Annotated in this window: 17 protein-coding genes and 1 tRNA gene; 11 read left to right on the top strand and 7 right to left on the bottom strand. The window is 70.6% G+C overall.

The annotated features are described in order from the left end of the window. Positions 1 to 79: 79 nt before the first annotated feature. Positions 80 to 2557 (top strand): heavy metal translocating P-type ATPase, encoded by a 2478-nt coding sequence (locus Z164_RS0104185; protein ID WP_024889484.1) that lies wholly within the window; start codon positions 80 to 82, stop codon positions 2555 to 2557. A 204-nt stretch (positions 2558 to 2761) separates the two neighbouring features. Then, a complete protein-coding gene (locus Z164_RS0104180) occupies positions 2762 to 3652 on the top strand; it encodes a LysR family transcriptional regulator (RefSeq protein ID WP_024889483.1) in 891 nt (296 codons plus the stop codon). Between the two features lie 19 nt (positions 3653 to 3671). Here Z164_RS0104180 and Z164_RS21725 read toward each other — a convergent pair whose 3' ends face one another. After that, a complete protein-coding gene (locus tag Z164_RS21725) occupies positions 3672 to 3965 on the bottom strand; it encodes a helix-turn-helix domain-containing protein (RefSeq protein ID WP_081770063.1) in 294 nt (97 codons plus the stop codon). Positions 3966 to 4070: 105 nt separating this feature from the next. On the opposite strand from Z164_RS21725, the gene Z164_RS21720 reads away from it, so the two are divergent. Then, positions 4071 to 4676, top strand: a complete 606-nt coding sequence (locus Z164_RS21720; protein WP_081770062.1) for a LysR family substrate-binding domain-containing protein — start codon at positions 4071 to 4073, stop codon at positions 4674 to 4676. Here the strand turns inward: Z164_RS21720 and Z164_RS0104170 are convergent. The 3 genes from Z164_RS0104170 to Z164_RS0104160 all read right to left on the bottom strand — a co-directional run bounded on the left by Z164_RS0104170 (position 4651) and on the right by Z164_RS0104160 (position 8748). After that, positions 4651 to 6555, bottom strand: a complete 1905-nt coding sequence (locus Z164_RS0104170) for a tyrosine-type recombinase/integrase (protein ID WP_024889481.1) — start codon at positions 6553 to 6555, stop codon at positions 4651 to 4653. The two genes, Z164_RS21720 and Z164_RS0104170, sit on opposite strands and share 26 nt — an antisense overlap. Before the next feature lie 224 nt (positions 6556 to 6779). Beyond that, a tRNA-Gly gene (locus Z164_RS0104165) sits at positions 6780 to 6853 on the bottom strand. An 89-nt stretch (positions 6854 to 6942) separates the two neighbouring features. Next, positions 6943 to 8748 carry an autotransporter domain-containing esterase gene (locus Z164_RS0104160; protein ID WP_024889480.1) on the bottom strand — a complete coding sequence of 602 codons (1806 nt, stop codon included), beginning with the start codon at positions 8746 to 8748 and terminating at the stop codon, positions 6943 to 6945. Positions 8749 to 8912: 164 nt separating this feature from the next. On the opposite strand from Z164_RS0104160, the gene thiS reads away from it, so the two are divergent. Further along, on the top strand, positions 8913 to 9113 hold the full coding sequence (gene thiS / locus Z164_RS0104155; protein WP_024889479.1) for a sulfur carrier protein ThiS: 201 nt from the start codon (positions 8913 to 8915) through the stop codon (positions 9111 to 9113). 148 nt (positions 9114 to 9261) lie between these two features. On the opposite strand, the gene Z164_RS0104150 is transcribed toward thiS, so the two are convergent. Beyond that, entirely contained in the window at positions 9262 to 10737 is a 1476-nt protein-coding gene (locus Z164_RS0104150) for a CehA/McbA family metallohydrolase (protein ID WP_024889478.1), read from the bottom strand. Between the two features lie 44 nt (positions 10738 to 10781). Next, on the bottom strand, positions 10782 to 13265 hold the full coding sequence (locus Z164_RS0104145) for a TonB-dependent receptor (RefSeq protein WP_024889477.1): 2484 nt from the start codon (positions 13263 to 13265) through the stop codon (positions 10782 to 10784). Positions 13266 to 13414: 149 nt separating this feature from the next. Between Z164_RS0104145 and Z164_RS0104140 the strand changes: the two genes are divergently transcribed. The 3 genes from Z164_RS0104140 to Z164_RS0104130 all read left to right on the top strand — a co-directional run bounded on the left by Z164_RS0104140 (position 13415) and on the right by Z164_RS0104130 (position 16965). Continuing rightward, positions 13415 to 14203, top strand: coding sequence for a thiazole synthase (locus tag Z164_RS0104140; RefSeq protein WP_024889476.1), 789 nt, complete (start codon positions 13415 to 13417; stop codon positions 14201 to 14203). Further along, positions 14203 to 14961: a tRNA (guanosine(46)-N7)-methyltransferase TrmB gene (trmB, locus tag Z164_RS0104135; protein ID WP_024889475.1), complete on the top strand. Its 759-nt coding sequence runs from the start codon at positions 14203 to 14205 to the stop codon at positions 14959 to 14961. The genes Z164_RS0104140 and trmB overlap by 1 nt, the downstream gene beginning before the upstream one ends. Positions 14962 to 15126: 165 nt before the next feature. Further along, positions 15127 to 16965 (top strand): SLC13 family permease, encoded by a 1839-nt coding sequence (locus tag Z164_RS0104130; protein ID WP_024889474.1) that lies wholly within the window; start codon positions 15127 to 15129, stop codon positions 16963 to 16965. 30 nt (positions 16966 to 16995) lie between these two features. Here the strand turns inward: Z164_RS0104130 and Z164_RS0104125 are convergent, their stop codons facing one another. Continuing rightward, the gene (locus tag Z164_RS0104125; RefSeq protein ID WP_024889473.1) at positions 16996 to 17319 is read right to left on the bottom strand and encodes a Rieske (2Fe-2S) protein; all 324 of its coding nucleotides are present in this window, start codon (positions 17317 to 17319) and stop codon (positions 16996 to 16998) included. 109 nt (positions 17320 to 17428) lie between these two features. Here Z164_RS0104125 and Z164_RS0104120 point away from each other — a divergent pair, with 109 nt between their 5' ends. The 4 genes from Z164_RS0104120 to Z164_RS0104105 all read left to right on the top strand — a co-directional run bounded on the left by Z164_RS0104120 (position 17429) and on the right by Z164_RS0104105 (position 20423). After that, the gene (locus tag Z164_RS0104120) at positions 17429 to 17716 is read left to right on the top strand and encodes a hypothetical protein (protein WP_024889472.1); all 288 of its coding nucleotides are present in this window, start codon (positions 17429 to 17431) and stop codon (positions 17714 to 17716) included. 58 nt (positions 17717 to 17774) lie between these two features. Then, positions 17775 to 18488: a fumarylacetoacetate hydrolase family protein gene (locus tag Z164_RS0104115; protein ID WP_024889471.1), complete on the top strand. Its 714-nt coding sequence runs from the start codon at positions 17775 to 17777 to the stop codon at positions 18486 to 18488. A 31-nt stretch (positions 18489 to 18519) separates the two neighbouring features. Beyond that, positions 18520 to 18957: a large-conductance mechanosensitive channel protein MscL gene (gene mscL / locus Z164_RS0104110; protein WP_024889470.1), complete on the top strand. Its 438-nt coding sequence runs from the start codon at positions 18520 to 18522 to the stop codon at positions 18955 to 18957. Between the two features lie 74 nt (positions 18958 to 19031). Next, entirely contained in the window at positions 19032 to 20423 is a 1392-nt protein-coding gene (locus Z164_RS0104105; protein WP_024889469.1) for a M28 family peptidase, read from the top strand. The last annotated feature ends 2 nt before the right edge of the window (positions 20424 to 20425 follow it).

Below are 20425 nucleotides of genomic sequence, written 5' to 3'. Positions count from 1 at the left end.
GACTCCGAAGATACGCTGACCTTCCTCGCAAACGGGCCGACCGTCAATTTCCCTCTCCAGCAGACCCAAGGAGAACGCCATGACTGAAAAGCTACGCTTGGATCTGCAGATCCTGCTTCCACATGTTCCCGACCAGGCCGACGCCTGCGTCGGACGCTTGATCCGTGATCTTGAGGGCCGGGACGGCATCGAGCAGGTCCACGTCCGCGACGGCGAGGATGGAACGCCGGCGCAGGTGTGCATCCACTACAACGCCGAGATGCTTCCGCTGGCGCGCATCCGCGAGATCGTCGAGGGGGCTGGCGCTGCGATCAGCGGCCGCTACGGCCACGCCTCCTGGGAGGTGGACGGCATCGTCCACCAGCGCCGGGCGCGGACGGTCGGCGAGCGCCTGCGGGCGCTTCCGGGCGTCCTGGAAGCCGAGGCCAGTGCCGCGGGTCGGGTCGCCATCGAGTTCGACCGTGAGCGAACCTCTGAGCAGGACCTGCGGAAGGCGCTGGCGGAACTCAAGGTGGTGCCGCGTGGGCAACCGGCCAAGGAACAGCATGCCCATGCCGAAGGGGATCACGACCACGATCATGAAGCCGGCGATCACAAAGGGCACGCGCACGGCGGCCTGCTCGGCCCGAACACCGAGCTGATCTTCGCTCTGGTCTGCGGCGGTCTACTGATCACCGGGTACGCCATCGAGAAGCTGGTCGCCGGTGCGCCTGGCTGGCTCCCGCTCGCCTGCTACGTCGCGGCGTACTTCTTCGGCGGCATCTACACGCTGCGCGAGGCGATCGACAACCTGCGCATGAAGCGGTTCGAGATCGATACGCTGATGCTGGTCGCTGCCGCCGGCGCCGCGGCGCTCGGTTCATGGGCTGAGGGCGCGCTGCTGCTGTTCCTGTTCAGCCTCGGACACGCGCTCGAGCACTACGCGATGGGTCGCGCCAAGCGCGCGATCGAGGCGCTGGCCGAACTGGCGCCCGACACGGCCATCGTGCGCCGCGACGGCCAGGTGCAGGACATCGCCGTCGAGGATCTCGTCGTCGGCGACGTGGTGCTGGTCAAACCCAACGAGCGCCTGCCAGCCGACGGCTTCCTTGTGCTGGGCACCTCCAGCGTGAACCAGGCGCCGGTGACCGGCGAGAGCATTCCGGTCGACAAGCGCCCCGTGGACGACGCCGTGACGGCGCGGGCACGGCCCGATGGCGTCGATGCCGCCTCGCGCGTGTTTGCCGGCACCATCAACGGCAGCGGCGCGATCGAGATCGAGGTCACGCGCAAGTCCAGCGATTCGGCGCTGGCGCGCGTGGTGAAGATGGTCAGCGAGGCCGAGACACGCAAGTCGCCGACCCAGCGCTTCACCGACCGGTTCGAGCGCATCTTCGTGCCCGCGGTGCTGATGCTGGCCGTCCTCCTGCTATTCGCCTGGGTCGTCGTCGACGAGCCCTTCCGCGACAGCTTCTACCGCGCGATGGCCGTCCTCGTCGCTGCCAGCCCCTGTGCACTCGCCATCGCCACGCCCAGTGCGGTGCTCTCGGGCATCGCCCGTGCGGCACGCGGCGGCGTGCTGATCAAGGGCGGCGCACCGCTGGAGGAACTGGGTTCGCTCAACGCCATGGCCTTCGACAAGACCGGCACGCTCACCGAAGGCCGGCCTCGCATCACCGACGTCGTTGCGGTGGACGGTGTCACGGAGGAGGAACTGCTCACCGTCGCAGTCGCGGTCGAGTCGCTCAGCGACCATCCGCTAGCCGCGGCCATCGCCCGGGATGGCCGGGAACGACTGGGTGGGCGCGAGATCCCGTCCGCCAGCGGACTGGAAAACCTCATCGGCCGCGGCGTTACCGCCACGCTCGGCGGCGAGACGGTGTGGATCGGCAAGGCCGAGATGTTCGGTGCCGACGGCGTTGCGCCGCTGGGCGAGTCCGCGGCGGCCGCCATCGCGCAGCTGCGCGAGGCCGGCCGCACCTCGATGGTGGTCAGGCAGGGCACGCGCGACCTGGGCGCGATCGGCCTGCTCGACACTGCGCGCGAGGGTGCGCCGGAGGCGCTCAAGGAACTGCGCGCGCTCGGCATCACGCGCATGATCATGATCTCCGGCGACCATCAGCGCGTCGCCGAGGCGATCGCCTCGGAAGTGGGTCTCGACGAAGCCTGGGGAGACCTGATGCCCGAGGATAAGGTCGAAGCCATCCGCAAGCTGCGCGAGCAAGACAAGGTCGCGATGGTCGGCGATGGCGTCAACGACGCGCCGGCGATGGCCAACGCCACGGTCGGCATCTCGATGGGTGCGGCCGGTTCCGACGTCGCGCTGGAAACTGCCGACGTCGCGCTGATGGCCGACGACCTGCGCCACCTGCCATTCGCGGTGGGCCTGAGCCGGCATACCCGCGGCGTGATCCGGCAGAACGTCTACGTCAGCCTCGGGATCGTGGCATTCCTGGTGCCTGCCACGATCTTCGGCCTGGGCATCGGCCCGGCCGTCGCCATCCATGAGGGGTCCACGCTACTGGTGGTGTTCAATGCGCTCAGGTTGCTCGCATATCGCGACCCACGCACGACATAGCCAAACATCGACTGCACTTTGATCGTACTGCTGCGGTGGCCTTCTACGCGGCGGAGCTTCAATCCATCCCGGATATCGGCATCCTGGCCAACTCGTCGCGACTGATCCACAACCGGGGCACTACCCATGAATGATGCAGCGGTTCAGGCAATGAAAGCTCAACCATGCATAGGAAGGTTTCGAGGTTGACTCGGAGTATGGCCTATGGAACTGCGACACCTTCGCTGTTTTGTCGTTCTAGGTGAGGAGCTGAACTTCACGCACGCAGCCGAGCGTTTGCACATCGAGCAATCTCCTTTGTCGAGGACAATCAAGGAGCTGGAAGAAGATCTAGGCGTGGTGCTCTTTGATCGCAATCGAAGGGGTACCCGTCTGACCGCAGCAGGTACCGTCTACCTCGACGAAGTTCGTCGGGTGTTGGCGCTCCTGGAACAGGCTGGCGAGAACGTCAGGGCGATCGCGACCGGATATCGCGGTAGCTTGCGCATCGCCATCTCAGATGGCGCCATCGACCCCCGCCTGTCCGAGATCCTGGCGCGCTTTCGGGAAGATGCGCCAGAGATCGAGATACGTATCTGCGAAGTACCTCTGCAGGAACAGTTGCGGGGGCTTCGCGCGGGGGACTTCAGGGCAGGCTTTGCGCATACCGCCAACGTCGGGGACGGCATCTGCGCCGAGCCCGTCTGGCGCGACACGCTGCTCGCGGCGATCCCGACGCACCACCCACTGCTGGCGTACAAGGAGATACCCCTCGAGGAACTGGCCCGATATCCGCTGGTCATGTGTGATCCGCAGACCTACGAGGGATGTTCTCGCGAACTGACGCTGCTGCTTCGCACGCTGGAGCAGGATCTGAAAGTCGTCGAGCATGTACGCTCGTCGGACATGATGCTCACGCTGGTATCTGCAGGTTACGGCGTCGGGTTTACAAGCACCACCCGCATGGCGCTCTGCAAACATCCAGACATCGTGGTCCGACCGCTAGCCAGCGAATCAGCCGTGCTCACAACCTATCTGCTGCACCTGGCGGGTAACGAGCCGTGCGTCGCATTACAGCAGTTCCTCACGTACCTGCACGCCCATCCGGACAGTTAAACCGGGTTGACACTTGGGCTTAGGTTTTTCTGCCCGATTGCAGGTTAGCTACTGTCGTCGACATCAAATCAGCCGCACTCATGCGCAGCGCGTTTGAGATTTTGAGGATCAACGCCAAGGTTGGCATATGTTCGCCCCTCTCAATCTTGCCGATGTGCGAACGATCGATTTCCGCCACCGCTGCAAGTTCTTCCTGGGCGATCCCTCGCTCCAGGCGTGCAGCGCGAACAGCCTGTCCGAACGCCAACGCGGGCTCAGGCTCGTAGGTGGTCGTGCCGACCGGGCGGCCTCGCTGGACGGAGCGCTTCTGCATCGGCAAAAGCGTCGTTCAGCGCGCTAAGTTAAACCACGGTAAATTTAACTCATTTTATGATGGCGGTTGCGACAATCGCTTCAAGCCATGACCTAACGGGCCTTCATGCAAGCCTTTTGTCGAGCTTCTGCGCTTAAGCTCTGCGTCACATCCTGCGTGCCGTCGTCGCCACGCTTGGCATCATTGCTTGCCCTGCAGCGGGCTGAGGAGCCGGAAACATCCGTCGTTGTGCACGAGGCATCCGAGGCCAGTCTTTTCGAGGGATTGGCGGATGGCCGCTACGACATCGGGATAGTCATGGCAGACACGCCGGCGCCGCACCTGCGGGCCGACCTGCTTTGGCAGGATGAACTGGCCGTCGCCCTACCAGAGCGATCACCCCTGCTCAGCTATCCGGCGGTTCCAGTGGACAAGCTCCGACCGTACACCTTGTTCGAGTGCTGCCCACGCGCCTGCGAAGCGTTGTTCGGCCCGCAGCCAGCTATTCCCTATCGGTCGACCTCGTTTGCGCTGATGGCCGTACAGGTGGCGGCTGGTTATGGGGTCGGCATCGCTCCGCGACCGCTCCTCGAACGGTCGCGGAACTGGGGTGTCGTCATGCGTTCGCTGGCGGACAGCACATACCGGGTCGGAACCCATCTGATCCGGCCCGAGCGCGCCGACTCTCCAGCGATCGACCGCTTCTTCAAACGAGGGCAGACGGTCGCGTAGACCGATAGCCCTCGCGGTGCGGAACAGGGCCATCGAACACCTGCATGGCGAGCGTGCGGCAAACCGCCTTGACCGCTGCCCCGAGATTCTCGGCGGTGACCGCTTCGACGGCGGACTCGCCGCCGAACTCGGCGCACGGTTGCATGAGCGCGTGATAGATCTCCCACGGGTCCACGCCGCGCGCCGTCTGCTTCAGGACGGTCTGGACCAGGCGACGCTTGAGCGGGTCGAGCTGCCAGTCCGGCACGCGCTGCCCGCGATTGCCCAGGCTGATCGACAACAGGTTCCCGGCCGTGACCTCGTAGGTGATCCAGCGACGCGACTTGCCGGCGAGCTTGGCGTAGTCGGCAACGGAGAGGTTGTGGGGCGATTCCAGGATGTCGAGCAGGATCATGCGCTCGCGCTGGACATTGGAGATGGCCGGCTCCGTCTTGGGCACCCGCACCGCGGACAGGCGCCGTACGGAGATGGGCTGCACCTGGACGGGCTGCGGCGCAGCGGCAACGGCAGCGGGTGTGGACAGCACCAGCTTCTGCATTCCCGCGGTCGCCGGCGGAGCCGGCAGGCTCATGCCAGCCTCCAGGACGGGCAAGCCTTCCAGTTGAATGTTCAGAGGGCTGCAGGCCGCCTCGACCTCGCCCTGTTCGAGCAGGTCCAGTCGATCGGCCCAGTCCTGCATCATGTGCCGGCGCTGGTCGACGTACTCGGCATGGTTGTAGGTTCGACGGACCGGGTTCGGGTCGACGTGGGAAAGCTGCGCGTCGATCCACTTGTCCGGATAGCCCAGCTCGTTGAGCGCCGTCGAGATCGTGGCGCGGATGCCATGGCCCGTGAGCCGACCTGCGTATCCCAGGCGCTTGATCGCGCCGTTGAGCGTGTTCTCGCTGATGCGCTGCTTCAGGCTCTTGGCGCCCGGGAAGAGGTACTTCTGCGACTTCTTGAACCGGTCGAGCATGTGCCGGACGATCTCGACCGCCTGCACCGACAGCGGCACGATGTAGGGCGGGATATCCTCCGTGCGCAGGTTCTCCTTCTGCATCTTCAGTTCGAGCTGCTTGACCACGTCCGGCGGGATGATCCACAGAGCGTCATCGAGGTGGAACTGATCCGGGGTCGCCAGCCGCAGCTCGCCCGTGCGCACACCCGTCAGAAACAGCATGCGGACGCCGACCTGGGTCTGCAGCCGGCCGGGGTACTTGCGCAGCAGCTGCAGGAACTCGGGTGCCTCGGGCATGCGCAGGAACGGGTTGTGGCGCACGGGCGGCGCCGGCATGGCGACCACATCCAGGTCGGAGGCCGGATTGCGTTCCAGCCCGGGTACGATCACCAGCGCGTACCGGAAGAGCTGGTTGAGCCAGGTCCGGACCTTCTCGGCGATCGACGGGGCACCGCGCTTCTCGATCCGCCCGACGATTTCGAGTAGGTCAGCGCGGTTGATCTCGTAGATCGAGCGCTTGCGCAGCGATGGGAGGACGTCGTTGCTGAAGATGCGTGGAAGCGTCCCGAGCGTGACGTTGCGCCCGGTCTTCTTCAGACGGCTCTGCTGGCGGAACGCGAACCACTTGTCGTAGACGGCCTGGAACGTGTACTGCTCGGCATCGGTCGCCAAGCGCCGATCCTTCGTGCGCTGACGCTGCGGGTTGATGCCCTTGGCGACCAAGGCGCGCGCCTTGTCCCGTTCGATGCGCGCCTCGCGCAGGCCGATCTCGGGGTAGTGCCCCAAGGACATTCGCTTCTGCCGACCCAGCCAGTAATAGCGGAAGTACCAAGCCTTGGTGCCGACCGCGGAGACGGACAGCGTGAGGCCGTCGAAGTCAGGGAGGGTGTAGTCCTTTCCGGTCGCCTTGGCGTGCCGGACGACTGCATCGGTGAGTGCCATGTCTGCTCCTGAACAGAGTCAGGAGTCAGATCCTCTTCGCATGGCCCGCTCCGCCCCAGCAACAAACCGGACCTCAACCAACCCGCTTACTTGGACTTAAGCTTGGACTTAAAAGTCGTGGCTTCGGGTGGCTTTCGGTGGCTCTCACTGGACGCCTGCCTAGCAAAAAGTCCTTTGGCTGACAGGGGTTTATGGAACTCCTTGGATTTCCATGGAACCTAAACTGGAGCGGGCGAAGGGAATCGAACCCTCGTCGTAAGCTTGGGAAGCTTCTGCTCTACCATTGAGCTACACCCGCGTGGGCGGAAGTCTAGGACGGCGGGGCCGCGCTGGCAACGCCGCGGCCCCCGCCGGCGCGCCGCCACCGGGCGGCGCGAGGTACGGCGCTCAGAACGCGCGGTTGAGGCTGACGAAGACGGTGGAGTCGCCGCCGTCCTTGTGCGAGAGCGTGGTGCTGAGGCCGAAGTCGGCGTGCAGGCCGTACAGGCCGGCGCGGGCGCCGAGGGTTACGGTGGCGTAGCCGTCGTCGTGCGGCAGCGCGGGCACGGCGTACTCACCGGTCGCGGGCAGCGAGAGCACGCGGGCGTAGGCCTCGCCGGGGGCGTCCTCGAACTCGTGGTCCCAGGTGGCGCGGGCGTAGGGGCGCAGGCCGCCCTGGGTGGCGGCGATCTGCCAGCCGACGCTGCCCACCAGCGAGTCGAAGCGCTGGTCGGGATAGCCGAGGGCGGTGGACAGGGTGGGATCGCTTTCCTCGAAGCCGTCGATGTCGATGCGCTGGGAGACCAGCGACAGCACCGGGCCGTGGCGCAGGGTGCCGGCCTCGAAATTCCAGCCGGCGTGGGCGGCCAGGGTCAGGTTCTCGCCGTCGGCGGAGCCGGCGTGGCGGCGCACGGCGGGGCCGAGGTGCACGGTGCGGTGGGTGTCGAGGTCAAGCGAGGTCCAGCTGACCTGCCCCGCGACCCAGGCGCCGGTGTCGCCGCGCCAGCCGACGAAGCCGCCGAGGGTGGCGTCCTTGTGGCGGAAGTCGCCGCGGCTCAGGCCCCAGTCCTGCCGGGTCACGCCGTAGCCGCCGAACACGCCGAACACGGTGTTGCCGCGGGCCCAGTCGAAGCCGACGGTAAGCGCGGGGGCGAAGCCGTCGTAGTCGTCGCCGTCGCCGCGGCGCTGGTAGTCGCCGCGCAGGTCGAACCAGAGCCCGGCGCCGTCGCCGGCCGGGCGGCCGTCGAGGTGCCAGGCGACGCGTTCGGCGCGGGCGCGCCCGACGGCGGCGGCGGAGCGCGGCAGCGCGGCGATCTGCGCGGGGGCTTCCAGCACCGAGATCGCCAGGTCGGCCAGCGCGGCGTGGCCGGCGCGGGTCGGATGCACGCCGTCGGCGAACAGGTAGGCGGTGTCGGCGCCGGGTTCGACCAGCGTGCCGGGGTTGCACAGCAGCGACTGGGTCACGGTGCAGGCGGGGCTGGTGACGTTGGCGAGGCCATAGCTGCCGGGGCTGGCGGTCACCTCGCGCAGGAAGGCGAAGGTGTTGAGCGGGATGACCCGCAGGCCGGCGGCGTCGAGGCCGGCGTACAGGGCATCGTTGTAGGCCGAGGACAACGCGGTGAGCTGCGCCTGGGCGGCGGGGCCGGCGGCGCGGGCGTCGGGCGTCTGGCCCATGTCGGGCAGCGTGGGCACCAGCACGTAGCGGGCGCCGGCGCCCTGCAGGGTGCCGATCAGGCCGACCTGGGCGGTCACGGCGCTGGCCAGCGTGGCCTGCGCGGGCTCGCCGCCGGCGATGGCGAAGAGGTCGTTGGCACCCGCCCAGACGGTGTAGAGCGCGTCGGGATCGGCACCGCCGCCGGCGAGGTGGCGCGCGACCTGGGTGGCCACGGAGGGCGTTTCGCCGAGCGCGCCGCCGCGGTCCAGCGCGACGCGGGCGCCGCCGACGGCGTAGTTGTCTCCGTCCTGGCCGTTGCCGTTGGGACCGCCGTCGGTGCCGTAGTGGTCGGCGACGTGCTGCGCCCAGACCCAGCCGGGATTGGTGGTGAACTGGCCGGTGGCCGGGCGGGCCTCGGCGGGCAGCAGGGGCCGGAAGAAGCCGGCGTCGGTCAGGCTGTCGCCGAAGAAGACGGTGCGCGAGAACGGGCCCTGCTGGGCGAGCGCGGGAACGGCCGCGAGCGCGAGGGCGGCCGCGAGCGTGGTACGGGCGAAGCGCATGGAACCTCCGGGATGCGGGAACGGCGCGCCCGCGGCCATGCGCGGGCGTGTGGTGGCGCATGTTCGGCGCCGCCCCGCGGGGACTCAAGCCGCAGTGCGTCATGAAAGTGTCATGCGGCACGGCGGCGGATGCGCCCGCGCGCCGAAGCGGCGACAATGCGCGCATGCAGATCCTTCTCAACGGCGAACCGCTCGCCCTCGACGACGCCCCCACCCTCTCCGAGCTGCTGCTGCTGCGCGGGCTGGCCGGGCGCCGGGTGGCGGTGGAAGTGAACGGCGAGATCGTGCCGCGCGGGCGCCACGGCGAGCACCGGCTGGCCGAGGGCGACCGGGTGGAGATCGTGCAGGCGATGGGCGGCGGCTGAGCGCTGCGGGGCGCGCGCTCCTCGCGCGCGACGCTTCGGTTCCTGCGCAGGAATCAAGGCGATGCCGGCCGTCGTTCGCGCGCGGCCGCGCGTGGCGCTGCGTTCGTCTTCTGCCTGAGGTCCGGTGGCGCCCGGCGCGGTCGCGCGCCTACGGCGCGTCGTGGTTCACGTAGATCGGGTTGCCCAGCAGCCACAGGCGGCCATCGGGGCCGCGCACGTCCAGACGCACCCAGTGCCGGCGGCCGTCGCCGCGTCGCGGGAAGCGCAGCATGGCCTCGTCGCCGTCCACGCCCTGCTCGGCCACGATGCGCCCGTCCTCGACCAGTTGCGCGCGGCCGCCGGCGGCGCCGGTCACCGTCGCCTCGAACCCGAGGTCGGCGCCGGCCGGCGCGGCGAGCGCGTCGCCCATGTCCGCGCGCGTGGTGCCGGCGCTCGCCGAGAAGCGCAGCCCGCGACGGGGATCGCCCTGCACGTCCACGAACGCGCGCCCGGCGCGGAGGCCGGCCAGGATCGCGGGTATCGACAGCGCGCGCGCGTGCACCACCGTGGCCGGCGTGCCGATCTCGGCGCCGCCGGGCGTGGCGCCGCGCAGGGTGGCGTCGTGGTTGTCGCTGCCGCCGATCGCGGTCACCCGGTGGCCGGCGTCGAGCAGGCGTTCCCAGAACGGGATGCCGGAGTACGGGGTGTCGGCATCGGCGCCGTTGACCGCTTCCACCGCCTGCACCAACGCGTAGTCGACCGGCGGGGCGGCGGTCCAGCCGCAGCCCATGCAGGTCTCGTCGGAGGGGCGGATGGGATGGTTGATGGCGAACACGCCGCCCAGCGGGGCGGCGGCGCGCAGCAGGTGGTTCCAGTCCGGCACCGCCGCGCTGCCGACGCGGAAGTCGAGCGGGTCCACCGGGCCGATCAGGTTGCCGTGGCCGCTGAAGGTGGTCACCTCGCGCCCGGGCAGCAGCAGCACCCGGTCGTAGTAGGGCTGCAGCTCGGCGATGGCGTTGGCCTGGGAGACGGTGTTGTGGTCGGTGAGCGCGATGAAGTCCAGCCCGCGCTCGGCGGCGCGCTCGACGGTCTTGAACAGCGGGCACGGCACGCGCTGCCCGGACTGGCTGGGGCAGCCGGCGTCGCTGTGGGCGTCGTGGGCGTGCAGGTCGCCGCGGTACCAGCCGGGCGCGTCGCGCAGCGGCGCGGGCGCGGGGGCGCGCTCGTCGAACCAGATGCGCGCGGTGTAGCGGTCGCGCGCCTGCGGCCGCACGTTGGGCAGGCCCAGCAGCAGCGCCCAGCGCCCCGGCGCCAGCGGCCCGGGCTGGTAGGAGGGCGTCGCGTCGGTGGCGGCGACGGTGAAGCGGCGCTTGTTGCCGCCGCTCCAGCCGCGGAAGCCGTCGCGGCCGAGGAAGCCATCCGGCCCGATCAGGCCGAGATCCACGGTGGTGCGGTCCTCGCGCCCGCTGTAGTCGAACTCCACGGTGATCCGCCGGGTGCCCGCGGGCACCTCGAACGGGACCTCGCGGTAGGTCTGGTGGTCGGCGCCGCGCAGCTCGCCTTCCAGCACCACGTCGGGCGGCGCGCCGGCGGCCTGCGCCGCGGCGGCCGCCAGCGCGCACAGCGCGGCCGCCGCCAGACGCATCGCCCGCGGCGCGCGCCGTATCCGCGCCTCCGCCCGCCCGGCCATCAGAAGCGGTAGGTCAGGGCGAGGCGGTAGCTGCGCCCCAGCAGCGGCCGCGCGATGAAGGTGTTGGCGCCGGCGTCGCCGCTGGACAGCTCGCCGGCGCGCGGGTTGCCCTCGGTCAGGCCGAGCGAGTTGGTCGCGTTGTCGACGTAGGCGTACACCGACAGCCGCTCGTCCACCTCGAAGCGCGCGCTCAGGTTGAGCGCGTCGTAGGACGGCAGGCGCACCGAGTTGGCGGTGTCCACGTAGCGAGATCCCTGCCGCTCGTAGGCGGCCTGCAGGCGCAGGCGGCCGTCGGCGAGGTTGAGCCCGGGCACCAGGCGGACGCTGTGCTTGGGCACGCGGATCAGCTGGTGGCCGTCGTAGTCGTGCTCGACGCCGGCGCTGTCGGTATAGCGCAGGCCACGGTACTCCGGATCCTGCACGGTGGCGGTGGCGGAGAGGTCGAACCAGGCGCTCGGCCGCCAGCTGCCTTCCAGCTCCAGGCCGAGCGTGCGGGTGTCGGCGTAGCGCGCCTCGTTGACGACCACCCCGTCCAGGCCGACCCGGTAGTTGCTGAAGCCGACGTTGTCGTACTTGGTCCAGAACGCGGTGGCGTAGAAATCGAACGCGGGGCTGCCGAACTTGTAGCCCACCTCGGCCAGGTCCATGGTCTGGATGTCCGGGGTGGCGGCGGCGTTGGTGATGTAGCTGCCCAGGCCGGGCAGCCGGCTGGCGGCGGTGTAGCGCGCGAACAGCCCGGACTGGCCGGCGAACTGCCAGTTGGCGCCGACGGTCCAGCCCAGCTTGTCGAAGCTGTCGTCGTAGTGGGCGAACTCGCCGGTGCCGGTCCAGATCTGCGAGGTGGCGGGCGTGCCCAGGTCGACCTGGGTCTTGCGCTCGACCCGGCCGCGGGCGGTCATCTTCTCCCAGCGCAGGCCGGCGTCCAGGCGCAGCCGTTCGGCCACCTGCCACTCGTCGGCGAGGTAGAAGGCGTGGGTGGTCTGCTCGCCGGACGCGCGCTCCCACTCGTAGCCGTGCCGCCAGATGCCGTGGTCGGTGATGGTGGCCAGCACGTTGCCGGCGGCGTCCACCGCCACCAGGTCGAGCAGGCGCGCCTTGTCGCGCACGTCCAGCAGCGCGTTGGAGGAGTAGCGGTCGAAATCCTCCTCCAGGTGCGCGTAGTAGTAGCCGAAGGTGAGGTCGTGGCGCTGGCCGCCGGCCTCGAAGGCGCGCGAGAGCTGCAGGTCGTTCATGACCTCGGTGACCGGCATGGTGATGCCGCGCAGGCCGCCCAGCACCATCAGCCCGTTGCCGTTCTGATCGGCGACGTCGAACACCTGGTCGGGGCTGGTGGCGTAGCGCAGCTGCAGGCCGGCGGCGCCGGGGATGCCGGCCGCGAGTCCGGCGGTCTCCTCCAGGAAGCTGGCGGCGCTGCGCAGCACGTTGGGGTAGACGCCGTTGCGCTGGGTGGTGGTGTCGCTGTAGCGCAGGGTGTCGCGCAGCTGCCAGCCCGCGCCCAGGTCGAACTCGAAGCGGCCGGTGAGCTGGGTGCGCTCGACCTCGGTGCCGCGGGTGTTGTCGAACACGTAGTCGCCGCCGTCGCCGGTGGTCAGGCGCAGCAGCGAGGTCTCGGGGCCGGCCAGGGTGCCGTGGTGGCCGTCGAAGCCCGGTACCGCGCGGATCTCGCCGTCGGCGCCGGTGCGCATCGGGATGCCGGTGTAGAAGGCCACGGTGTCGTCGAGGCGCTTGAGGTCGAAGGCGACGCGGCCGCGCTCGAACGCGCGGCCCAGCGACAGCCGCAGCTGGCCGCCCTGGTTCGCGGTGAAGCCGGGGTCGCGCACACCGTCGTGGCTGCGGTAGAAGCCGCCCACGCCCAGGGTCCAGTCGCCGGCGGGGGCGCCGTACCAGAAGTCGGTGCGGAACAGGCCGTGGTCGCCGACGGTGAGCTTGAGCAGCCCCTCCGCGGTCTCGCCCACGGTGCGCGGGATGAAGTTGATCGCCCCGGCCGGCGCGTTGGAGTAGAACACCGAGGACGGGCCGCCGCGCACCACCTCGATGCGCTCGATGGTCTCGTCGAGGCGGAAGGCCTGGTCGGCGTTGAGGTAGCCCAGCGCCGGGTCGTGCTGGACCGGGATGCCGTCCTCGAGCAGCTGCACCGAGCCGTAGCCGTCCACCGGCACGCCGCGGGCGCGGATGTTGCCGCTGGCCTCGCCGCCGGAGGACTCCACCCAGAAGCCGGGGACCGATTTCATCGCCTCGGTCACGCTGGTCGGCGCCTGCAGGCGCAGCGCCTCCTCCTCGATGTTGGTGATCGAGTAGCTGGTCTCGGCCTTGGTGCGCAGGCCGGCGCCGGCGCGGCCGGTGACCACCACGGTATCGAGCTCCTGCGCGGTGGCGGCGGCATCCTGGGCGAAGGCGCCCGCGGGCGCGGCGGCGGCGGCCGCGCAGGCGGCCAGCAGGGCGGAACGGATCGAGGCCGGCAGGCGGCGCGGTCGGAACGGCATGCGTGGGGTCCTGGCTCGTGACGGGGACACGCCGAGCCAGTCCATGCCGGCGACGAAAGGCCGGCATGGTGTGCGTGCCGCGTTGCAGGACGATGACGCCGCCGCACGCCGGGCGGCGCCTCGCGTGCGCAATGAGCGATAATGCCCGCATGGCCGCTTCCCCCGACTCCCTCCTCATCGCCGGCAAGGCGTACCGCTCGCGCCTGCTCACCGGCACCGGCAAGTTCAAGGATCTCGACGAGACCCGCCGCGCCACCGAGGCCGCCGGCGCCGAGATCGTCACCGTGGCGATCCGTCGCACCAACATTGGCCAGAACCCGGACGAGCCCAGCCTGCTCGACGTGCTGCCGCCCGACCGCTACACGATCCTGCCCAACACCGCCGGCTGCTACACCGCCGAGGAGGCGGTGCGCACCTGCCGCCTGGCGCGCGAGCTGCTCGACGGCCACAACCTGACCAAGCTGGAAGTGCTGGGCGACCAGAAGACGCTGTTTCCCGACGTGGTGCAGACGCTCAAGGCCGCCGAGCAGCTGGTCGCCGACGGCTTCGAGGTCATGGTCTACACCTCCGACGACCCGATCCTGGCCAAGCGCCTGGAGGAGATCGGCTGCGTGGCGGTGATGCCGCTGGCCGCGCCGATCGGCTCCGGGCTGGGCATCCAGAACCGCTACAACCTGCTGGAGATCGTCGAGAACGCCAGGGTGCCGATCATCGTCGACGCCGGCGTGGGCACCGCCTCCGACGCGGCCATCGCGATGGAGCTGGGCTGCGACGGCGTGCTGATGAACACCGCCATCGCCGGCGCCCGCGACCCGGTGCTGATGGCCTCGGCCATGCGCAAGGCGGTCGAGGCCGGCCGCGAAGCCTTCCTGGCCGGGCGCATCCCCCGCAAGCGCTACGCCAGCGCCTCCTCGCCGGTGGACGGGCTGATCGGCTGATGGCCGAGGCCGAGGACGAGGCGGCCCCGGCGCCGCGCCCGGCCGCCGCCGACCGGCTCGCGGCCAAGCCCTTCACCCGCGCCCCCGGCCACCGCGCGGTGCGCAGCTTCGTGCTGCGCCAGGGCCGCTTCACCGAGGCCCAGCAGCGCGCGTTCGACGCGCTGTGGCCGCGCTTCGGCCTGGACTACGCCGGCGCGCCGCGCGACCTCGACGCGGTGTTCGGCCGGCGGGCGCCGCGGGTGCTGGAGATCGGCTTCGGCAACGGCGAGGCGCTGCGCTTCGCCGCCGCGCAGGACCCGGCGCGCGACTACATCGGCATCGAGGTCCATGCGCCCGGCGTCGGCCGGCTGCTGAACGCCCTGGCCGAGGACGGCAGCGACCACGTGCGCGTGTACCGCCACGACGCGGTCGAGGTGCTGGCCCACGAGATCGCCGACGGCGCGCTCGACGAGGCGCGCATCTACTTCCCCGATCCGTGGCACAAGAAGCGCCACCACAAGCGGCGGCTGGTGCAGCCGGACTTCGCCGCGCTGCTGGTGCGCAAGCTCGCGCCCGGCGGGCGCTTGCACCTGGCCACCGACTGGCACGACTATGCCGAGCAGATGTGGGACGTGCTCGACGCCACCGCAGGCCTGCGCAACCGCGCCGGCGCCCGCGGGCGGGTGCCGCGCCCCCACTGGCGTCCCCAGACGCACTTCGAGACCCGCGGGCAGCGCCTGGGCCACGACGTCTGGGATTTGGTCTACGACCGGGTTTAGGGATTCGGGATTCGGGTTGGACAAGGCGCGTCATCGCTGGTTTGTCCCGCTGCATGCCACCGACATGCGAACGCGCCGCGTGCGGCCGCGTCGCGTTCCCGGCCTCCGGTCCCCGCCCCGCGCCTTCAGCGCACGAACGTCCGGCCATCGCCGATCGCCGCCCTGATGGACACCGGGCTCTCGCTGACCACCGACATGAAGATCGTCCTCGGGCTGGTGAGCCTGACGATGCTGCTGTTCGTGTTCCAGCGGGTGCGCGCCGACCTGGTGGCGCTGGTGGTGCTGGTGCTGCTGGGCCTGACCGGGCAGGTCGCGCCGGAGGACCTGTTCAACGGCTTCTCCTCCAACGCGGTCATCAGCGTCATCGCGACGATGATCCTGGGCATGGGCCTGGACCGCACCGGCGCGCTGAACCGCCTGGCCGCCTGGCTGCTGCGGCGCGCGCACGGCATCGAGCGCCGGCTGCTGCTGCTGACCTCGTCGATCGCCGGCCTCAACTCGTCGTTCATGCAGAACCCGTCGGTGATGGCGCTATACCTGCCGGTGGCCTCGCGGCTGTCGGCGCGCACCGGCCTGCCGCTGTCGCGCATGCTGATGCCGCTGGCGGTGGCGATCGTGATGGGCGGCTCGCTGACGATGGTCGGCAACTCGCCGCTGATCCTGCTCAACGACCTGCTGGTGGCCGCCAACGCCAACCTGCCCTCGGGCGTGGCCACGCTGGAGCCGCTGAACATGTTCGCGCCGTTGCCGATCGGCCTGGCGCTGCTGGCCTTCGGCCTGGCGTACTTCCACTTCTTCGGCGCGCGGGTGATGCGCGAGGGCAAGGACGCCAGCGTGACCCCGGGCCGCACCCAGAGCTACTTCGCGCGCACCTACGGCATCGAGGGCGACGTCTACGAGCTGACCGTCACCGCCGAGAGCCCGCTGGTGGGCATGACCTTCGGCGAGGCGGAATCCCTGCACGACGCGCCGGTGATGCTGGCGCTCAAGGCCGAGGACGACGCCAAGCTGGCGCCGGCCGCCGACTCGCGCATCTGGGTCGGCAGCGTGATCGGGGTCATGGGGCCGCGGCAGCAGGTGGCGGACTTCGCCCAGAACCAGTTCCTGCGCATGAGCGGGCGCCTGCGCCACTTCGGCGACCTGTTCAACCCCAGCCGCGCCGGCATCTCCGAGGCGGTGATCCCGCCCACCTCCAGCTTCATCGGCAAGACCGCCAACGAGCTGCAGCTGCGGCGGCAGAAGGGCATCCGCCTGCTGGCGATCAACCGCGACAAGGAAGTGCTCACCGAGAACGTGCGCGACGTGCCGCTGCGCGCCGGCGACATGCTGGTGCTGCACAGCTTCTGGCAGGCGCTGGCGGAGAACTCCAAGGAGCGCGACTTCGTCGTCGTGACCGACTATCCCAAGGGCGAGCAGCGGCCGCACAAGTTCAAGATCGCGATGGCGATCTTCGCGGTGACCGTGCTGATCGCGCTGTCCTCGCGCATCCCCACCTCGATCGCGCTGATGACCGGCGTGGCCGGCATGCTGGTGTGCGGCGTGCTGAAGATGGACGAGGCCTACGCGGCGATCAACTGGAAGACCGTGTTCCTGATGGCCTGCCTGATCCCGCTGGGCTGGGCGATGGACGCCAGCGGCGCGGCCGCCTGGGTGGCCGGGCACACCATCGACCAGTTGCCGACCGGCCTGCCGGTCTGGGTGCTGGAACTGGCCGTGGCGCTGCTGACCACCGCGTTCTCGCTGGTCATCAGCCACGTCGGCGCGACCATCGTGGTGGTGCCGCTGGCGATCAACCTGGCCCTGGCCGCGGGCGCCGACCCGACCGCGTTCGCGCTGATCGTGGCGCTGTCGGCCTCCAACAACTTCATGACCCAGTCCAACCCGGTGATGTCGATGGTCACCGGCCCGGCCGGCTATACCGCGCGCGACCTGTGGCGCGTCGGCCTGCCGCTGTCGCTGGCCTACACGCTGATCGTGGTGCTGATGGTCAACCTGCTGTTCTGAGGCGGCGCACGCGCCCGCCCCACGCGGCGCCTACGCGGCGCCGATCGCCACCACGCCGTCGCGCACCCGCACCGGCACCGCGCGCAGGCGCTCGCCCTTGCAGGGCCCGGCCACGCACAGGCCGTCGGCGGTCTCGAAGCTGGCGCCGTGCGCGGCGCACACCAGGTGCCCGTCCTTCGATTTCAGGAACTGCCCCGGCGCCCAGTCCAGCCGCCGGCCGGCATGCGGACAGACGTTGAGCCACGCGCGGACCGCATCGCCCTGACGGTGCAGCACCAACGACTCCGGGGCGCCGTCGATCTCGGCCTCGATCTCGGCGAAACCGCCGTCGGGCAGGTCCGCGAGGGCGATCATGCGCAGGCCCCGGGCGGGGCGGGTCTTAACGGTCTCATTACAACTGCGAACCTTTGGCGACGGATACTGTCGAACACACGGTCTTCACATTGTCACACGCCCCGCCACGATGATCTCCAGCCTTCTGCACACCCTGCGCCTGCGCCTGCATTCGTCCATGTTCGACGCGGTGTTCTCGCCGCGCAAGCCGCGCCATCCGCTGCTGCGGGCCGGGCTCGGCGTGCTGGGCCTGGCGCTGCTGGCGGTGCTGCTGGTGTTCGGCGTGATCATCGGCGCCGGCATGCTGGCGGTGGGCCTGGTCGCGCGGCTGTTGTCCCAGCGCGACCGCCGGCCGCGCGCCGGCGCCAGCGCCCTCGAGGGCGAGTTCCGCATCGTCGACAAGCCGGCCTTGCGCTGAGCCGCCCGTCGCGCCTGCCCACCCGCGGCGCGATGCGCCGCGCCCACGAGCGTTTCCCATGACCGACGTGATCCCTGCCCCCGACGCGCCGCGCGTGCCGGTCCGCGGCGGCGGCCGCTTCCCCGTGCGCCGCATCTACTGCGTGGGCCGCAACTTCGCCGAGCACGCCCGCGAAATGGGCGCGCAGGCGCCCGCCTCGCCCGCGGCGCGCGGGCGCCCGGTGTTCTTCATGAAACCCGCCGACGCGCTGGTCGTCGACGGCGAGGTGCCGTACCCGCCCGCCACCGCCGACCTGCACCACGAGGTCGAGCTGGTGGTCGCGCTCGGCCGCGACGCGCCGCCCGGTCCGCTGGCCGTGGAGGACGCGCCCGCGCTGGTCTTCGGCTACGCCGTCGGCCTGGACCTGACCCGCCGCGACCTGCAGGCCGAGGCCAAGCGGGCCGGCCTGCCCTGGGATATCGCCAAGGGCTTCGACGCCTCCGCGCCGATCGGCGAGCTGGTGCCCGCGGCCGAGGCCGGCGACCTGCGCGGTCGCGTGCTGCGGCTGAGCGTCAACGGCCAGCCGCGCCAGCAGGGCACGCTGGACGACATGATCTGGAGCGTGGCCGAGATCCTGCACGAGCTGTCGAAGCTCTACCGCCTATGCGCGGGCGACCTGGTCTTCATGGGCACGCCCGCCGGGGTGGCGGCGCTGTCGCCGGGCGACCGCGGCCGCGCCGAGCTGGAAGGCGTCGGCGCGCTCGAGTTCCGGATCGCCGCGCCGCAGGTATAGTGGCGCGGTCTCTCCACACGAGGAATCCCGCATGGGCGTACTGGCCGAATTCAAGGAGTTCGCCGTTCGCGGCAACGTCATCGACCTCGCCGTCGGCGTGGTCATCGGCGCGGCCTTCGGCAAGATCGTCACCGCGCTGGTGGACAACATCATCATGCCGCCGATCGGCTGGCTGATCGGCGGCATCGATTTCTCCGACTGGGTCATCACCCTGCGCGAGGCGACCGTCGATGCCAGCGGCGCGGAAGTGCCCGCGGTCGCCATCGGCATCGGCGCCTTCCTCAACACGCTGGTCCAGTTCGTCATCGTCGCCTTCGCGATCTTCCTGCTGGTGAAGTTCATCAACCGCCTCAAGCGCAAGCAGAAAGAGGCGCCGGCCGAGGCGCCGCCGCCGGCCGAGGACGTGCTGTTGCTGCGCGAGATCCGCGACGCGCTCAAGCAGCAGGCTCCGGGCGAGCGCATCGGCTGAGCCGCCCGCAGGCGGGCTGCGCACGGGCCGCGGGCTGCTAAGCTCGCGGCCTGTCGCGTTTCACGGAGCCCGCCATGCGTTTCGCCGCCCTGCTGATCGTTCTGTCCGCCGCCTGCGCGGCCCATGCGCAGGCCCCGCTGCCGCAGGCCGCGCTCGATGTCGCCGCGCAGCTGCGCGAGCGCGCGCTGGCCGACGATACCGGCTACCGCATCATCGAATCGCTGACCACCGAGATCGGCCCGCGCCTGCCGGGCAGCGAGGCCGACGCGCGCGCGGTGGCCTGGGCCGAGGCGAAGTTCGCCGAGCTGGGCTTCGACCGGGTGTGGACCGAGCCGGTGACCTTCCCGAAGTGGGAGCGCCGCAGCGAGCGCGCCGCGGTGCTGGGCGCGCACGCGCAACCGCTGCTGGTCACCGCGCTGGGCGGCAGCCCCGGCGGCACGGTGGAGGCCGAGATCGTGCGCTTCGCCGACTTCGCCGCGCTGGAAGCCGCGGCGGACGCCGAGGTGGCCGGCAAGATCGTCTTCGTCGATTTCCGCATGCGCCGCAGCCGCGACGGCGCCGGCTACGACGAGGCCGGGCCGGTGCGCGGGCGCGGGCCGTCGGTGGCCGCGCGCAAGGGCGCGGTGGGCTTTCTGATGCGATCGATCGGCACCAGCGCGCACCGCGTCGCCAACACCGGGCTGACCCGCTTCGAGGAAGGCGCGACGCCGATCCCGGCCGCGGCCACCTCACTGCCCGACGCGGACCAGCTCGGCCGCCTGCTCGAACGCGGGCCGGTGCGCGTGCGCCTGGAACTGGACTGCGGCTGGAACGGCGAATACACCTCGCGCAACGTCATCGGCGAACTGCGCGGGCGCGAGGCGCCGGACGAGATCGTGGTCATCGCCGGCCACCTCGATTCCTGGGACCTGGGCACCGGCGCGGTCGACGACGCCTCGGGCATCGGCATCACGATGGCCGCCGGCCGGCTGGTGGCGCAACTGCCGCAGCGGCCGAGGCGCACGCTGCGGGTCATCGCCTTCGCCAACGAGGAGCAAGGGCTGATCGGCGCGCGGCAGTACGCCGAGCGCTACGCCGGCGCGCTGGCCGGCCACGTGGTGGGGGTGGAGAGCGACTTCGGCGCCGGGCGCATCTACGCCTTCAACACCAGCGCCAAGAGCGCCTCGCACGCGCTGTCGGCGCAGATCGCGCAGGCGCTGGCGCCGCTGGGGATCGAGTTCGCGCCCGACCGCGGCGGCCCCGGCCCGGACATCGTCCCGCTGGCCCAGCGCGGCGTGCACTGGGCCTGGCTCGGCCAGGACGGCACCCAGTACTTCGACCTGCACCACAACGCCGACGACACCCTGGACAAGGTCGATCCCGAGGCCGTGCGGCAGAACGTGGCCGCCTACGCGGTGTTCGCCTGGCTCGCCGCGGAAGCGGAGGGCGACTTCGCGCCGGCGGCGGCGATGGGCGGCGCGGACTGACG

Source organism: Luteimonas huabeiensis HB2 (assembly GCF_000559025.1).
Lineage (GTDB): Bacteria > Pseudomonadota > Gammaproteobacteria > Xanthomonadales > Xanthomonadaceae > Luteimonas > Luteimonas huabeiensis.
The sequence above is the reverse complement of the archived record's forward strand: the minus strand, read 5'-3'. Positions and strand labels throughout refer to the sequence as shown.

Coding starts and splice junctions, on each gene's coding strand:
- Z164_RS0104185 (WP_024889484.1), top strand. CDS start 80: ATGACTGAAAAGCTACGCTTGGATCTGCAGATCCTGCTTCCACATGTT.
- Z164_RS0104180 (WP_024889483.1), top strand. CDS start 2,762: ATGGAACTGCGACACCTTCGCTGTTTTGTCGTTCTAGGTGAGGAGCTG.
- Z164_RS21725 (WP_081770063.1), bottom strand. CDS start 3,965: ATGCAGAAGCGCTCCGTCCAGCGAGGCCGCCCGGTCGGCACGACCACC.
- Z164_RS21720 (WP_081770062.1), top strand. CDS start 4,071: ATGCAAGCCTTTTGTCGAGCTTCTGCGCTTAAGCTCTGCGTCACATCC.
- Z164_RS0104170 (WP_024889481.1), bottom strand. CDS start 6,555: ATGGCACTCACCGATGCAGTCGTCCGGCACGCCAAGGCGACCGGAAAG.
- Z164_RS0104160 (WP_024889480.1), bottom strand. CDS start 8,748: ATGCGCTTCGCCCGTACCACGCTCGCGGCCGCCCTCGCGCTCGCGGCC.
- thiS (WP_024889479.1), top strand. CDS start 8,913: ATGCAGATCCTTCTCAACGGCGAACCGCTCGCCCTCGACGACGCCCCC.
- Z164_RS0104150 (WP_024889478.1), bottom strand. CDS start 10,737: ATGCGTCTGGCGGCGGCCGCGCTGTGCGCGCTGGCGGCCGCCGCGGCG.
- Z164_RS0104145 (WP_024889477.1), bottom strand. CDS start 13,265: ATGCCGTTCCGACCGCGCCGCCTGCCGGCCTCGATCCGTTCCGCCCTG.
- Z164_RS0104140 (WP_024889476.1), top strand. CDS start 13,415: ATGGCCGCTTCCCCCGACTCCCTCCTCATCGCCGGCAAGGCGTACCGC.
- trmB (WP_024889475.1), top strand. CDS start 14,203: ATGGCCGAGGCCGAGGACGAGGCGGCCCCGGCGCCGCGCCCGGCCGCC.
- Z164_RS0104130 (WP_024889474.1), top strand. CDS start 15,127: ATGGACACCGGGCTCTCGCTGACCACCGACATGAAGATCGTCCTCGGG.
- Z164_RS0104125 (WP_024889473.1), bottom strand. CDS start 17,319: ATGATCGCCCTCGCGGACCTGCCCGACGGCGGTTTCGCCGAGATCGAG.
- Z164_RS0104120 (WP_024889472.1), top strand. CDS start 17,429: ATGATCTCCAGCCTTCTGCACACCCTGCGCCTGCGCCTGCATTCGTCC.
- Z164_RS0104115 (WP_024889471.1), top strand. CDS start 17,775: ATGACCGACGTGATCCCTGCCCCCGACGCGCCGCGCGTGCCGGTCCGC.
- mscL (WP_024889470.1), top strand. CDS start 18,520: ATGGGCGTACTGGCCGAATTCAAGGAGTTCGCCGTTCGCGGCAACGTC.
- Z164_RS0104105 (WP_024889469.1), top strand. CDS start 19,032: ATGCGTTTCGCCGCCCTGCTGATCGTTCTGTCCGCCGCCTGCGCGGCC.